Source organism: Bremerella cremea, from assembly GCF_003335505.1.
In the GTDB taxonomy this organism is placed as follows: domain Bacteria; phylum Planctomycetota; class Planctomycetia; order Pirellulales; family Pirellulaceae; genus Bremerella; species Bremerella cremea_A.
In genome coordinates, this window is record NZ_QPEX01000046.1 from 484,122 (window position 1) to 497,746 (window position 13,625).

Annotated in this window: 11 protein-coding genes; 8 read left to right on the forward strand and 3 right to left on the reverse strand. The window is 55.6% G+C overall.

The window, feature by feature from the left end:
• Positions 1-138: 138 nt before the first annotated feature.
• The 3 genes from DTL42_RS25745 to DTL42_RS25755 all read left to right on the forward strand — a co-directional run bounded on the left by DTL42_RS25745 (position 139) and on the right by DTL42_RS25755 (position 3,473).
• Positions 139-2,097 carry a tetratricopeptide repeat protein gene (locus tag DTL42_RS25745; protein ID WP_114373826.1) on the forward strand — a complete coding sequence of 653 codons (1,959 nt, stop codon included), beginning with the start codon at positions 139-141 and terminating at the stop codon, positions 2,095-2,097.
• Positions 2,094-2,549 carry a DUF2752 domain-containing protein gene (locus DTL42_RS25750; RefSeq protein ID WP_199590217.1) on the forward strand — a complete coding sequence of 152 codons (456 nt, stop codon included), beginning with the start codon at positions 2,094-2,096 and terminating at the stop codon, positions 2,547-2,549. Before DTL42_RS25745 ends, DTL42_RS25750 begins: the two co-directional genes overlap by 4 nt.
• Positions 2,550-2,672: 123 nt before the next feature.
• Positions 2,673-3,473: an alpha/beta fold hydrolase gene (locus DTL42_RS25755; RefSeq protein WP_114373829.1), complete on the forward strand. Its 801-nt coding sequence runs from the start codon at positions 2,673-2,675 to the stop codon at positions 3,471-3,473.
• Positions 3,474-3,540: 67 nt separating this feature from the next.
• Here DTL42_RS25755 and DTL42_RS25760 read toward each other — a convergent pair whose 3' ends face one another.
• Positions 3,541-4,083, reverse strand: a complete 543-nt coding sequence (locus DTL42_RS25760; protein ID WP_114373832.1) for a DUF2617 family protein — start codon at positions 4,081-4,083, stop codon at positions 3,541-3,543.
• A 476-nt stretch (positions 4,084-4,559) separates the two neighbouring features.
• Here DTL42_RS25760 and glnE point away from each other — a divergent pair, with 476 nt between their 5' ends.
• Entirely contained in the window at positions 4,560-7,688 is a 3,129-nt protein-coding gene (gene glnE / locus DTL42_RS25765) for a bifunctional [glutamate--ammonia ligase]-adenylyl-L-tyrosine phosphorylase/[glutamate--ammonia-ligase] adenylyltransferase (RefSeq protein ID WP_114373834.1), read from the forward strand.
• Positions 7,689-7,823: 135 nt separating this feature from the next.
• Here the strand turns inward: glnE and DTL42_RS25770 are convergent, their stop codons facing one another.
• Together DTL42_RS25770 and DTL42_RS25775 are read right to left on the reverse strand one after the other, a co-directional pair.
• Entirely contained in the window at positions 7,824-8,510 is a 687-nt protein-coding gene (locus tag DTL42_RS25770; RefSeq protein WP_114373837.1) for a hypothetical protein, read from the reverse strand.
• Positions 8,511-8,584: 74 nt separating this feature from the next.
• Positions 8,585-8,926 carry a P-II family nitrogen regulator gene (locus DTL42_RS25775; RefSeq protein WP_114373841.1) on the reverse strand — a complete coding sequence of 114 codons (342 nt, stop codon included), beginning with the start codon at positions 8,924-8,926 and terminating at the stop codon, positions 8,585-8,587.
• Between the two features lie 132 nt (positions 8,927-9,058).
• Between DTL42_RS25775 and DTL42_RS25780 the strand changes: the two genes are divergently transcribed.
• The 4 genes from DTL42_RS25780 to DTL42_RS25795 all read left to right on the forward strand — a co-directional run bounded on the left by DTL42_RS25780 (position 9,059) and on the right by DTL42_RS25795 (position 13,624).
• Positions 9,059-9,814, forward strand: a complete 756-nt coding sequence (locus tag DTL42_RS25780) for a hypothetical protein (RefSeq protein ID WP_147274441.1) — start codon at positions 9,059-9,061, stop codon at positions 9,812-9,814.
• A 156-nt stretch (positions 9,815-9,970) separates the two neighbouring features.
• A complete protein-coding gene (locus DTL42_RS25785) occupies positions 9,971-10,927 on the forward strand; it encodes a DUF1559 domain-containing protein (RefSeq protein WP_158545555.1) in 957 nt (318 codons plus the stop codon).
• 81 nt (positions 10,928-11,008) lie between these two features.
• Positions 11,009-12,016: a DUF1559 domain-containing protein gene (locus tag DTL42_RS25790; RefSeq protein ID WP_114373850.1), complete on the forward strand. Its 1,008-nt coding sequence runs from the start codon at positions 11,009-11,011 to the stop codon at positions 12,014-12,016.
• Between the two features lie 108 nt (positions 12,017-12,124).
• Positions 12,125-13,624 carry a PQQ-binding-like beta-propeller repeat protein gene (locus DTL42_RS25795; RefSeq protein ID WP_114373852.1) on the forward strand — a complete coding sequence of 500 codons (1,500 nt, stop codon included), beginning with the start codon at positions 12,125-12,127 and terminating at the stop codon, positions 13,622-13,624.
• The last annotated feature ends 1 nt before the right edge of the window (position 13,625 follow it).

Here is a 13,625-nt window from a genome sequence, read left to right on the forward strand (position 1 = left end):
GCTCTTACCGGCAAGGTCGATTCAATACCTTGGGTTTCTGACCAGAATCTTGGGCCAAAGAACTCTTGCCTTGTTTCTCGCGCAGTTGAACGAGTATCCTAGAAGAGGTGCTTGTTTTGTCTTGGCGAGGAATGATCGATGCCTTGGAATAACCGGCTTTGCCGAGTGATTGCTGTGGTCTGTCTGTTTTTAGGCAGCCCACTCGCCTTTTCGTTGGCCGACGCCCAGTCGTCTAAGCCAGATTCGCAACATATCGAAGCGTTGATCCAACAGTTGGGCAACACCAACTTTCTAATCCGAGAACGGGCCCAAACCGACTTGGCCCGCATGGGCGTGACCGCGTTCGATCAGCTGTTTGGGGCCATGCGTGATGACGATCCAGAAGTCGCTCTGCGAGCCCAATATTTGATTCGCAGCGTCGAAATCGAATGGCCTCGGCCCGAGTTCTCGGAAGAGGTCAACGCATACTTAAATCGCTACGGCAGTCTCAACCTAGACGACCGCCGCAGCCGGATTGGCGAGTTGGGTCGCATTCACTCGATCGACGCCCTGAGCGCCTTATGCCGCATCAGCCGCTACGATATGTCCGAAGCAATCTCTAAGGAAGCTGCCCTAGCTGCGGCCATCCAGTTCCAAGGTGCGGAAGGGGAAGAAAAAGAAAAGGTCGTCCAAATCATCAACGAGCGCATTGGCGACAGCCCTCGGACCGGCCCCAGTTGGTTGCAGATTTTCCGCCAAAGCTTAGATCAGCCAGAGGAAGCGATCCAAAAGTGGCAGCAACAAGTCGAGAACGAGATCGATTTGTTCACCACACGTCCCACGCTTACCAGCCAGCAAACGGTGCTAGACCTGGTGCGTTGGCAGGTCGATCAATTGCGTTCCGAAGGGAAGCAAGAGCAAGCCCTCGACGCGATGCGGAACGTGATCCGGATTAGCACCAAGTTTACTGAAAACGAGTTGTTCAATCTGACGACCTGGTTTCTCGATCGTAAAGGGCCTGAGATTGTTACAGAATTAGCCGCCCTGCAAGCCGACAAGCACCCAGTTCCCGACGACAAGGTCATGGGCGGCCCCTTTGGCGATAACCCGTCTCTGCTATACCTGTTAGCGGAAGCGGAATTGGTGCAAGACCATATCGATTTGGCCAACAAGTATGCTGAAGCCGCGTTGGCCCTATATCCCGAGTCGGACGATAGCCACGAGAATATTGCTAGATCGCTGCAAGACCGAGGCTGCTATCGCTGGGCCCGCCGAGAATACCAGCATGTCATCGAAAACAATGACATCGATGATCGTTTCGGAGTTATCGCCCGGTTGCAGTACGCCGAAATGGAGCATGATCACGGCGACTCGAAGCTTGCCATGGAGATCATGTGGCCCTGGGTGGAAGTCGCCGAAAAGAAAAAAACATCCAATCGTGATCCCTTTGGTGGACGAGATGTAGAGACGATTACCGACGGCGCGTTGGCTCGCGTTTACCTGTTTCGGGCCATCTACCGAGAGCAGCAAGGCAAATTCAAAGAGGCCCAGGCCGATCTGCTGACAGCCTTGAAGCACGACGAAGACGAAGCCGACGTGTTGATCGCTGCCTATCGTCTGGGCAAAAAAGATGAGATGTGGCAGACCAAAGCCAAAGAGCATATCGACCACACCCTTGCCTTTTACAAGCCATACATCGACCGCTTTCAAGAGCAGTACGAGTTCTTCAAGAAGAATCGTCGTGGCGACGACGTGATGGGTGCCCAATCGAGCCAGATGGCACGTTACTGCAATCAGTATGCCTGGCTGGTCGGCAACACCTATGGCGATTTTGATCATGCGATCGCAGCCAGCCAACTTTCGCTCGCTCTTCAGCCCGGCAACGGAGCCTACCTCGACACACTCGCTCACTGCTACGAGGCCAAAGAGGATTGGGAACAAGCAATGCGCACCCAACGCCAAGCCGTCCAGCTGATGCCGCACTCTGGCATGGTGCGTCTGAAGTACTTTGAACTGGTCGATCAGTGCAAAAAACACAAGATTGAAGTCCATCCGCTGGAACTTCCGGCGAGCCCTGACACTCATTTCCCTGATTTTGTGGAAGACGGGAAGCAGTGAGTTCCTCGTTAGTAACGCCCCTGCCTGCAGAACCGCTGCGGCAGAAGTCGTTGTTTCATGTATTGATGCTGGCTGTTGCTGTGCCGGCGCTGATCCTCTCGTTTGTCTTGTATAACGAGGGGCCTGCCAACGTGATGATCCCTTGGCTTGAAATTCCTTTGCCACCAACTTGCGGCCTGCAAAAAACCTTCGGGCTCGATTGCCCTGGCTGCGGACTAACGCGCAGCTTCATTGCCTTGGCTCATGGCGATCTGACCGCCTCGCTGGCCTTTAACCCTGGCGGGATCTTAGTTTTCGGTTTGGTCCTGTTTCAAATTCCTTACCGTGTAGCGCAGCTGCTACGCATTCATTTCGGGCATCACACGTGGGATTTGACGACTGCTTCCCTTTGGTTTTGGTCCGTGATTGGTGTCGTGCTGCTGGTGCAGTGGGTCACGAGAATGGTCCTCTGACGTCCGCACGTCCTTCCGCTTCCTCGTTCGTTGAGACCAACTTCCGCCAACGCTAGTCTCAGCATTCGTGGGATCAAGTTTAGGCGACCTGGGCAGCCTTCGATAACCTTGAAAGAAAGCAACATGGATCACACGCTCGCCATTGGCGACACCCAGTTTTTTGTCCGTACCGCAGGATCAGGGAGTCCGCTTCTGCTGGTGCATGGGTTTCCTTTGGATCATCACATGTGGGATGCGATTCTCCCCACACTGGCCGAAAACCACTTTGTGATCGCGCCCGATCTGCGTGGCTTTGGCCAATCGGACGGCTATGTGGAAATCGCCCCGATGGAGATGTTCGCCGACGATTTAGTAGCCATTTTAAATACCCTCAAAATCACCGAGCCGGTCACTTATTGCGGGTTAAGTATGGGAGGCTACATCGGCTGGCAAATGTGGCGCAGGCATCCAGAACGCCTGGCACGTTTGATTCAACTCGATACGCGGGCCGCCGCCGATAGCGAGATTCAGGCCCGTGCCCGTGGCGTGAACGCCCAGCAAACTCTAGCCAACGGCATGGGCGATGTTCCGGACAACATGTTGCCCAAGCTGCTGAGCGACGCGACCAGAACCGATCAGCCGAAAGTGGTCGCGTTGCTGCGAGAAATGATTTTACGGCAAGATCCTCGTGCCGCAGCCGCCGCCCAGCGAGGCATGGCCCAGCGACCTGACGTAACGAGCTGGCTCCCTGAGATTTCGCTTCCCACGTTGGTTGTTTGTGGCAGCGAAGATAGCATCAGCCCACCCGATGAAATGCAAGCGTTCGCCGCCCAGATTCCCACCGCACAATTCGTCGAAATCCCCCACGCGGGACATCTGGCCCCCCTAGAAAATCCCACCGCCACCAGCACAGCGATTGCTTCTTTTTGCCGTGATGCTGGCTAAAACCAGTCCCGTAAAACGTAGGTCAGACACATTTTTTCTGCCTACGCTTCTCACTACGCCCCCGTTTTTAACCGGGCAGGCGGAAGTAGGTTTCGGTTTTTACGATAGCGTTGTCGTCGGGGAAGGTATGGAACGCTTGAATAAAGACACTGCGGTTGCGAGTTTCGGCGTTCATGTAGCTGACGGCGCCCATGTTCATGCGCCCGCTAGAATCGAATTCATGCACCAAGCCAACCTTGCGATCGTCGTTGCAAAGCTCGCGCTGGCACATCCGGAACAGCTTGTTCGAGACCGCCTCTAGCTGAAAGGTCGTCTGATAGCGAATGCCGCCGTGGCATTCAAACTGATCGCAGCGTCGTCCTTTGATCTGATAGGCCATGATGCGTCGCTTAGTCGGCAGCGACTGATGGGCCGACGTGCAGACCTCTGTCAACGTGAGCCCCTCGTGCCGCCACGTCAGCACGTGGCCGCAGTTGGTGATATCCATCTTCAGAGTATACCCTCCCCGCTCGACTGTTCGCGATTGAAAGGTATCGAACAGCTCTGGGTGCAGCGGCCTTGTGTAAAGCTGAAAGGCCAGCTCGGCAACTCTTGGACGAATGGATAGCAACGAGAACTCCTTCTAAAAACAAGTCGATCGAGATCCTCCTGATCTCGACGGTCGTTAGCCAGCGCTGCGGGAGGGGAACCCCCTTAAGTTTACTTCGCTTGGCCGACCTTGATTATAAACGGGTCGCAAATTCCCGAGGAATACTGTTTTTCGCGATGCCCGAAATTGATTATTTACCGCACGTTTTTTTTCGCAAGGACTTGACTTTACACAATCGGCTGGCGCCCCAGGCCAAGTCTTCGCAAAACGGGGATCCCAGTTTGCGCGATTCTTGCCCCTAGGGAAATGTCAAGTTTTTTGCGGCCCGGATCGATGCCAGCTTGCTATCGGAACAACGTTTTTCAACTTAGAATAAAGGTTTCGTCGTTTTCCCAGATTTTAGTGTGCCGCCCCTCATCTGACGCGGCTCTCCGCGCCCCGGGCAGCGAACAGCATTGGGCTTGGCACACAACCTAACGCGGCTCTTCGATTCAACTATGACCGTATCTGATTTCACGAAGCTTGCCGAGAACTCTTCCGCAGCAAGCGAGTGGCTAGCTCATCTAAAAATTGTCGACACGGCGCGCGGCCGTGAAAACTTGAACAGTTTCGCCCGCTTGAACTTGCCGCATGATTTGCAATCGTTCCTGTGCGGCAAACTGGCCGAGGCGTTGCCTAGCTGCAGCGACCCGGACATGGCATTGAACAATCTCGAGCGTCTGTTCTCTCGCAGTCGCAGCCCCTTGAGCCTGGCCGCGATGTTTGAACGCGATGCCACTTCGCTCAATACGCTCGTTCGCATCTTCTGTACAAGCCAAAGCCTCAGCGATCAAATCATCACCGATCCTGAAAGCTTCGAGCTGGTCCGCATCACCGACGGACAACCGGCCGCGCGGCAGTACCTGGTCGACGAAATTGTCGCCGAGGTAAAATTGCTGAACGAAGAACAAGCGATCATGAAGGCGCTGCGTCGCTACAAACGCCGTGAAACCTTGCGTATCGCGTATGGCGATTTAATCTGCAACCAAAGTATCGAAACGGTCACTCGCCAGATTTCGTTCCTGGCCGACGCGTTGATCGAAGCTGCCGTCCAGGCGGCGGGCAAACTGGTCTCTCTTCGCTTCGGCAAGCCAACCGGTCGCAATAGCCGCAACGGCCGCCCCCATCCACCTCGCTTTTCGGTTTTGGCATTGGGCAAGCTGGGCGGGTCTGAATTGAACTATTCGAGCGACATCGACCTGTTGTTCCTTTACGATGGCGATGGCAACACCGACGGCGAAAAGTCGATCACCAACAAGGAATACTTCGAGCGTGTCGGTCAGCGTCTGATGAAGCTCCTCACCGAGCCAACCGAACTGGGCACACCCTATCGCATCGACATGCGATTACGCCCGGAAGGCAGCCACGGCCCCCTGATCAACAACCTGGAAGGGGCGCTGCATTATTACGACATCATGGGGCGCACCTGGGAACGCCAGGCCTTTGTCAAAGCACGCACTTGCGCCGGCGATACGTCGCTCGGGGAAGAGTTCCTACAGAAGTTGGAACCGTGGATCTACCAACGTTATTTAAGCCGCGCCGATATCACCGGCATCAAGGCCCTCAAACGCCGCATTGAAAAACGTGCCACCGCCGCCGGGGCAGCCGATGCCAATGTCAAAACGGGACACGGCGGGATTCGCGATATTGAATTCGTGATTCAGTTCCTGCAGCTTCTCAACGGAGGCGATCTTCCCCAAATCCGTACCCCAAACACGCTGGAAGGGATTCGCACCCTGGAAGAAGTCGGCTGCCTGACGCTGCAAGAACGGACGATCCTGAAAGACAACTACAGCTTCCTCCGCAAGCTCGAGCATCGTTTGCAAATCATGTTCGATCTGCAAACCCACTCTCTGCCTGCCGACCCGCACGAACGCAACAAGCTGGCACTGCGGATGGGCTACATCGATAGCCCGGAGGCCTCTGCTCTCGATCAATTTCAGGCCGACTTCGCCGAGAAGACCGAGATCAATCGCAAGATTCTCGATCACCTGCTGCACGACGCGTTTCCCGACGAAGAAGTCACCGCACCATCGGTCGATCTGGTGCTCGACCCAGAACCGACCGCCGACTCGATCGACGAAGTTCTTTCTGACTTCGGTTTTCACGATCCGAAAGCGGCCTACGAAAACCTGATGGCGCTGACGAGGGAACGGGTTCGTTTCTTATCGACACGGCGTTGTCGACACTTTCTCGCGGCGATCGCCCCGCAACTGCTCGAAGCGATTTCGCAAACGCCTGACCCCGACTCAACGCTGGTCAACCTTTCTCAGGTCAGCGATTCGTTGGGGGGTAAAGAAGTGCTGTGGGAGTTGTTCAGCGCCAACCCGGCCACGCTGCATTTGTACGTTCGCTTGTGTGCTGGCAGCCCGTATCTTTCCAACGTGCTGATCAGCAACCCTGGCATGATCGACGAACTGATGGACTCGCTCATGCTCTCGCGTCTCCCCAGTCGGCGTTCGCTTGAAGAGATGCTGCTGGAACTGTGCCGAGGGGCAGAAGACATCATGCCAATCCTGCACAGCTTCAAAAACCTGATGCACTTGCGCGTTGGCGTGCTGGATATCCTTGGGCGAAAAGATCTTGGCGGGCGTCTGCAAACGCTGTCCGACGTGGCAGAAGTTTGCTTGCATCAGATTGTCTTTCGCGAATACCGCCAATTGTTGGCCCGCTTCGGCGAGCCTCGCCTAGCCAACGGCAAGCCTTGCGATCTGATCATTCTCGGGCTCGGCAAAATCGGTGGGGCCGAGCCGAATTATCATAGCGACCTCGACATTATCTTCGTTTACGAAGGGGACGGGCACACGGTGCTGGATGCACGCAGCCGGGGCGGTAGCAGCACCACGAACCAACATTTCTTCGGTCAGCTTGGCCAACGCATCATCAAAAGCGTCAACGAACTGGGGCCTTATGGCCGGCTGTACGAACTCGATCCTCGTTTGCGTCCCACCGGCAAAAGCGGACCGATGGCGGTGACATTGGAAGATCTTTACAACTACCACGCCAAAGGTCAGGGGGAACTTTGGGAACGCCAAGCGCTGACCAAAGCCCGTCCGATCTTCGGTTCCTCTGATGGGTGCGAAGCAGCCACGCAGACCATACGTGCCGCGATTACATGCCACCCTTGGCAACCAGCCGACGCCGACGAAATTCGCAAGATGCGTGTCCGGATGGAAGAGACCGCCTCGAAGAACAACATCAAACGAGGCCCTGGCGGCACGGTTGATATCGAGTTCGTCGTGCAGATGCTGCAAATGAAACACCTGGCCGAAAGTCCTGAGATTTTAGTCCCCAACACGCTCGACGGTCTCAAGCTGTTGTACGAAAAAGGGTACCTGGGCAAGGAAGATCACGATCACTTTGTCAAAGCGTACGAGTTCCTCCGCATGGTGGAAGCACGCTTACGCTTGATGAACACATCGGCCCGGCACGACCTTCCCGAAGAACGCCTGGAAGTCGCCAAACTAGCCTACCTGCTGGACTACGCCGACCCAGCCACACTGCTAAAAGAGTGCCGCCAAATGACCCGCGACACCCGCCGCCGCTTCGACCAAATCTTCGCCGCGGCAGGGGCAGGCACCGCTTAACCCGCCCAGTTCTATCGCCAAATCTCAAAAAGATAGGTGGCATGCTCTCGTCTGCGTGAGGATGGCACTGCTAAGTTAGATCGTCACGCCCCTGGGCTTAGCCAACACTCAATGAATGCTTGTGGTTAGCAAAGGTTACCGCCCTCTATCCAGCGGCGGAGGAACGTAACGTTCTTGTTGGGCTCGCGGGGCGATCATGCCGGGGCGGGATGGACCTCGGTAGAGTTGTTGTTCGGTTCGCTCGGTCGGGCTCAGCCGATTGCGCTCAAGCAGATTGCGCGTTGTCTTTTGGTTGCCCAGAATCGGAACATCGATGTTACGAAGCGGGTTACTGGATGGAAGCACGTTGCCGGCGGCGTCGGTAATCGAGGCGTCTCGTTTCTGCGGCAAAATCGGCAGCTTGCCCGCTACGTCGTACCCTTGATTGATCATCGCCCGTTCAACCGGGTTTAGCGACATCCGGTTCGTGCCTCGCAGCGGGTCGTAAACCTGGCGGGCTGGTTGGTCCCATTGCCGAATATTGCCAATCGAATTGTTGTCGCCCGATCGAATCAACTGTTGCTCTAACTTCTCTTCGGTGCTCAGAGAGATTACTTGACGCGGCTTGACGGTTCGCTGGGTGCGACCATCGTAAAGCGTGTTGAACGAGAACGGTTTACGCGGCGCCATCAAAGGAATTGGGCTTTTCTTAGGAACCTCGACGACCGGTTCTTTGGGAATCGCATACAAGCTGGGATCGGCTCCCCAACCATAAGACGTGGCGTGCGTTACCAGCAACAGAAACAGTAAAAATGCCAACAGGGCAATAAGCAGGTGTCGCATCACAATGGCTCCTTATGCTTAGTGCGGTTCAAAACCTTGGCGTCTGCCGCGACCGCAATCACCTAATCAGATGGTTAGGTTTCGCGTTGTTCCACTTCCGCGATATCAATCATATCGGCCTGAAAAGCCGTAGGTAAGACAAAGATCTTACCGTCTCCCATTCGCCCACTCCGGGCAACGGCCACGATTTTTCGTAAGGTCTCTTCTACTCTAGCATCATCTAACCAGGCACTGATCTCGATCTTCGGAAGAAACGTCTTCGAATATTCGCTTTCGCCATATTCGTCCAGATAGTTCTTCTGCCGCCCGAACCCCTTCACTTCGCGGACATTTAAGGCTTCTAGCGGGGCTCGGCTGAGCGTATCCAGGACCTTCTCGGCGAGATAGGGCTTCACGATGGCGATGATTTGCTTCACGTTTATAGATTCTTTCGTTTTCTCGACGATATGCCAGGCCAAGGCCGCCGCAACGGAAATCCGTAATCTCTTTCACCTTATGGTAAACCGGAGGGCAGGGGGTTTGCTAGTCGAGCAAGGAAACTTGTTGCCATGCCCTCGGGATACTACAATCAAACCGTCCCATACCGGGTAAACCCTGCAATCCGTATCTCCTTCCCCCCGAAAGCACGAACCAAACGAATGCACTTAGGGCTTCGTTGGCGTTGGATTCCCCTCGGAAAACGTTTTATCACGTTTATCCTGTTGGGATGTATGCTCGCCTGGGGAGGGGGCATCTCGATTCCGGTTCCGAGTTTCAAAGATACTAGCACGCCGTTCATGTGCCAGGACCATGCTTGTTCCTGCCGCAATGCCCGTAATTGCTGGACGCATTGCTGCTGTTTTTCCCGTGCCGAAAAGCTGGCCTGGGCCGCCAAGCAAAAGATCGAGCCGCCGGAGTATGCTCAGAAAGCTACTCCGCCCCAGCATGATCATTCGTCCGAATTCTGTGGCATGCCACCGAACCCGGCTCCAAAACACGATACGACTTGCCATCACCACCATGCGGCCCAACCCGTATCAAAGCCGAAGCCAATGCTAGCGGCCGATTGTCGCGGCCCAGCGGCTGCGAAATCGCAGGCAACCTCATCGGCAAACGACACTCAGACGTCGATACCGATTTCGCTCACCAACGACATGCGCTGCCATGCTTTGGCCAGCGTCACGTTAATCTATTCCCCCGTTCTCGAGCTTGATCTTGGCCAGGGGCAATTGGTCCGTCTTACGAGCGAACCGCTCCCTACCTTTTCTTCCTTGCGGCCCAACTCTTTCCGAGCCGCCCCCGACCCGCCACCACCGCGGGCCTAGCGTGTTCTTGCATCCCTTTAGCTAAGAGGTACCCTGCTGCGCGCTTAGTCTGCGTTTTGCGTCTCGGTCTGTTACAGACTGCGCGAAATGTCTGTTCTTCGGCTGGCACACTCTTACGATACGCATCAACACATTCTTAAATATTCCTCAATACCTATGCACAAACGACTCGCTTTTACGCTGGTCGAGTTGCTGGTGGTGATTGCCATCATCGGTGTCTTGATCGCACTCCTGCTTCCCGCCGTTCAGCAAGCCCGCGAGGCCGCTCGGCGGATGCAGTGCACGAACAACCTCAAGCAATTGGGATTGGCACTGCACAACTACGATGCCGCCCTGGGAAAATTCCCTCCGGGCGGACTGGGGTATCCCATGGTTTGGTCGCCTCAATCGCAACTGCTTCCGTATGTCGAGCAAGGCAACCTGCAAGACTTGCTCGATTTCTCGAAGCCTCCGATGGCTGCCTTTGGTGGCCCAACTCAGAATGAAGAAGCCGCCAAGGTAACCATCGAAATGCTGCTTTGCCCCAGCGACAAAGATAAGGTTCCCGGTTCGCTTTACGGTGGTATCAGCTATCCTGCTTCGATGGGCAGCGGTATCAACGAGAGGAACAACTCCGCCGACGACGGCTCGAACGCCAATGCAGATGGGCTGATCTACTCGCTCTCGAAGAACAGCTTTCGGGATGTGATCGACGGGACAAGCAATACGGTTGTCTTCAGCGAACACCTGCTTGGTGACGGCACCGACAGTGCCCCACCGACCGGTGACTATCGGTTTCGCGTTATCGAGCTATCGACCTCCACGCAAACCACCGATTCGGCTTGCACTGCCGCCAACGCACCGAAGTGGTCGGGGCAGCGCGGCTCCAAGTGGATTAACGGTCACCTGAACGACACGCTCTACAACCACTGGCACGGGCCTAACTCGATTAAACCGGACTGCCACAACGGTTATCACAATTTCGCACTTACCAGTGCACGCAGCCAACACCCTGGCGGTGTTCAGGTTAGCTTGGTCGACGGCAGCGCTCGCTTCGTTGCCGAAACGATCGACCTTACTATCTGGCGAGCAATCGCTACGCGTGCTGGCGGCGAAGTGACCTCCGGCTTCTAACTCAAATTTTCAACGTCTCTTCCCGCGTGTGCGTTAACCCTCTTACGCGCACCGAGACGCTTACCATAAGGAATTACTCCCATGCGAAAACAATCCGCATTTACGTTGGTCGAACTGTTGGTGGTGATTGCCATCATTGGTGTCTTAATCGCCTTGTTACTTCCCGCCGTGCAACAAGCCCGCGAGGCCGCTCGGCGGATGCAATGCACGAACCAGGAAAAACAGCTGGTTTTGGCGATGCATAACTACGAAAGCACTTTTAGAAAATTCCCTGGTTTGCCGTTCATCAGCCAATACGGCTTCAGCGTTCAAGCCAAGGTCTTGCCCTATGTCGAACAAGGCAACCTGCAAGAGCTGATCGATTTCAAAGTTCCCCTGATGTTGGGCTCTGGTGGAAGTCAGTACCTCAATCCGGTGCATGGCCCGGCAGCTCAGACGGTGGTGCAACTGTTCCTCTGCCCGAGCGACGGTGAAAACCCGGTATTTACGAACGACAACACCGGCGACTACTCGTTTGCTGGCACCAATTACGTCGTCTGCACCGGCGATGGGACTGGCTCGAATTACGACACCAGAGCAGCCACCAACGGAATGTTCTGGCAAGGGTCGCAAACCGGTTTTCGTGACATGACCGATGGTTCGTCGAACACGGCGGTTCTTTCCGAGTCGCTGCTGGGCGACAAGTCGGAAGGGAGCGGCCAAGTGACCAATGCGCAGCGGCAAATGGCACGCTATCGTGGCGGCGGCATGGGAGCTAGCGGTGAAGGTTTCACCGGGGCACCCGGCCACAATCCCGATATGGTTGCCGCCGCAAGTGGTGCTGGCAATATCGATGGGCGGGGCCGCAGCTCTTGGATTTGGGGGCGCGAACATTTGAATTCGTTCAATACCTACATGACCCCTAACAACACGGTGCCTGATGTGCATCGCAACGGCTTCGGCTGGTTCGCCCCACGCAGTCATCACCCAGGTGGCGTGCAAGTTGGTTTGGCCGATGGTTCGGTTCGCTTCATCGCCGACACTATCAATCTAGCCACCTGGCGAGCCTTGGGAACCAAAGGAGGAGGAGAAGTGCTAGGCGAGTTCTAAAGCATTAGCCAATCACTTAGCAACTTTGTCAATTCGCAATCGAGGCCGTCACGTACTGGCGGCCTCGTAGATCGATCCTTCCTTCTTTAACTTCTTAAGGTTATTTCCATGATTCACGATAAAAGCACGCTCCCATCAACGACGGGAGCCCTTATTGCTTGGGTATTACTCACCTTGGGCGTACTCGCCACCAGCGTTTACGCCGACGAGCCCCCTCGGTCTGCTACCCCTTGCTGGCCAGAGTTTCTCGGACGCAACGCAACCCCGCTCGACCCAGCGAGCTTACCGCTAACCTGGTCCCCCACAGAAAATATCGCCTGGCAAACGAAGCTGGACGGTGGTGGGCAATCGAGCCCAGTGATCTGGGGTGACAAAGTTTTCGTGACTTCGATTGCAGGCTCGATGAAAAACGAATGCCTGGTGACGTGCCTCTCACTTACGGACGGCAGCATTCTGTGGACCTGGCGGGGCGAATCTTCGCAGCCGGTACGCAGCAACTATTTTCAAAGCCGCTCGGCTCCTACCCCGGTGGTCGATGAGCAGCAGGTGATTGCCTTCTTCGAGACCGGTAACCTGGTCGCGTTGAACCACGACGGCGAACCGTTGTGGGAACGTTCACTCACGGAAGATTACGGCGAATTTGAAGTCCGGATCGGCTTGGCCGCTTCGCTCACCCAAACGGCAGATACCGTATTTGTTCTGGTCGATCACGAAGGGCCTTCGTACCTTTTGGCGGTCGACAAACGCAATGGCGAAACACGCTGGCAAACGGAACGGTTCAGCCGCCAAAGCTATGCTTCCCCCACGATCCTTTCCATCGGCGGCAAGCAGCAAATCGTCTGTAGCTCGGCCGGAAGTGTCGATGGCTACGATCCACAGACCGGCGAAATGCTGTGGACGTTTGAAGATGTCGGCGGCAACCGGGCTTGTACACCGCTGCCGTTTGGTGATGGTCGGTTCCTGGTGGGGGCTTCGCCTGGTATGCACGACGAACATATCAACGAAGCCAGCCAATCCAACTTCCTGATGAACGTGCAAGCAGAAGGGGAAACCTTCGAGCCCACCATCGCCTGGCATGCCGAAAAGGCGATGCCCACGTTCGGTTCACCCATGATCTATCGCGGTTTAGCTTATTGGGTCACCAGTACCGGTGTGCTTTATTGCTTCGATGCGGAAACTGGCCAGCGTGTCTACATCAAGCGGAGCGGCCAGCCATGCTGGGCGACCCCGCTGGGCGTAGGCGAACGGATTTATCTGTTTGGCAAGGATGGCCTGACCACGGTTATCGCGGCTGGCCCGAAGTATCAGGTTTTGTCCAAGAACGAGTTGATGGTCGGTGCTACTGAAAAAGGAGAAGCCGATATCAAGCGGCGTGAAACCAGACGCCACGGTTCAAGTGACTCGTCCGCTGCCAAGCCAGAGGGAGAGGCGACCGAAGAAGAATCTTCGGGGCGTCCGACCACGCGTGATGGACTCACCTTTGCCGAGGACGTTCAGTATGGTTACGCGGTGGTAAACGGCTCGTTGGTGGTTCGCACCGGCAGTGTCGTCCATTGCCTGAAAATGCCTGCCGCTGCCGCTACCTCATCGGCCCCAGCAGGAGAGTAAC

Excerpts from the sequence above, each read along its gene's own strand:
- DTL42_RS25745 (WP_114373826.1), top strand. The coding sequence starts at position 139 with ATGCCTTGGAATAACCGGCTTTGCCGAGTGATTGCTGTGGTCTGTCTG.
- DTL42_RS25755 (WP_114373829.1), top strand. The coding sequence starts at position 2,673 with ATGGATCACACGCTCGCCATTGGCGACACCCAGTTTTTTGTCCGTACC.
- glnE (WP_114373834.1), top strand. The coding sequence starts at position 4,560 with ATGACCGTATCTGATTTCACGAAGCTTGCCGAGAACTCTTCCGCAGCA.
- DTL42_RS25770 (WP_114373837.1), bottom strand. The coding sequence starts at position 8,510 with ATGCGACACCTGCTTATTGCCCTGTTGGCATTTTTACTGTTTCTGTTG.
- DTL42_RS25780 (WP_147274441.1), top strand. The coding sequence starts at position 9,059 with ATGCCCTCGGGATACTACAATCAAACCGTCCCATACCGGGTAAACCCT.
- DTL42_RS25785 (WP_158545555.1), top strand. The coding sequence starts at position 9,971 with ATGCACAAACGACTCGCTTTTACGCTGGTCGAGTTGCTGGTGGTGATT.
- DTL42_RS25790 (WP_114373850.1), top strand. The coding sequence starts at position 11,009 with ATGCGAAAACAATCCGCATTTACGTTGGTCGAACTGTTGGTGGTGATT.
- DTL42_RS25795 (WP_114373852.1), top strand. The coding sequence starts at position 12,125 with ATGATTCACGATAAAAGCACGCTCCCATCAACGACGGGAGCCCTTATT.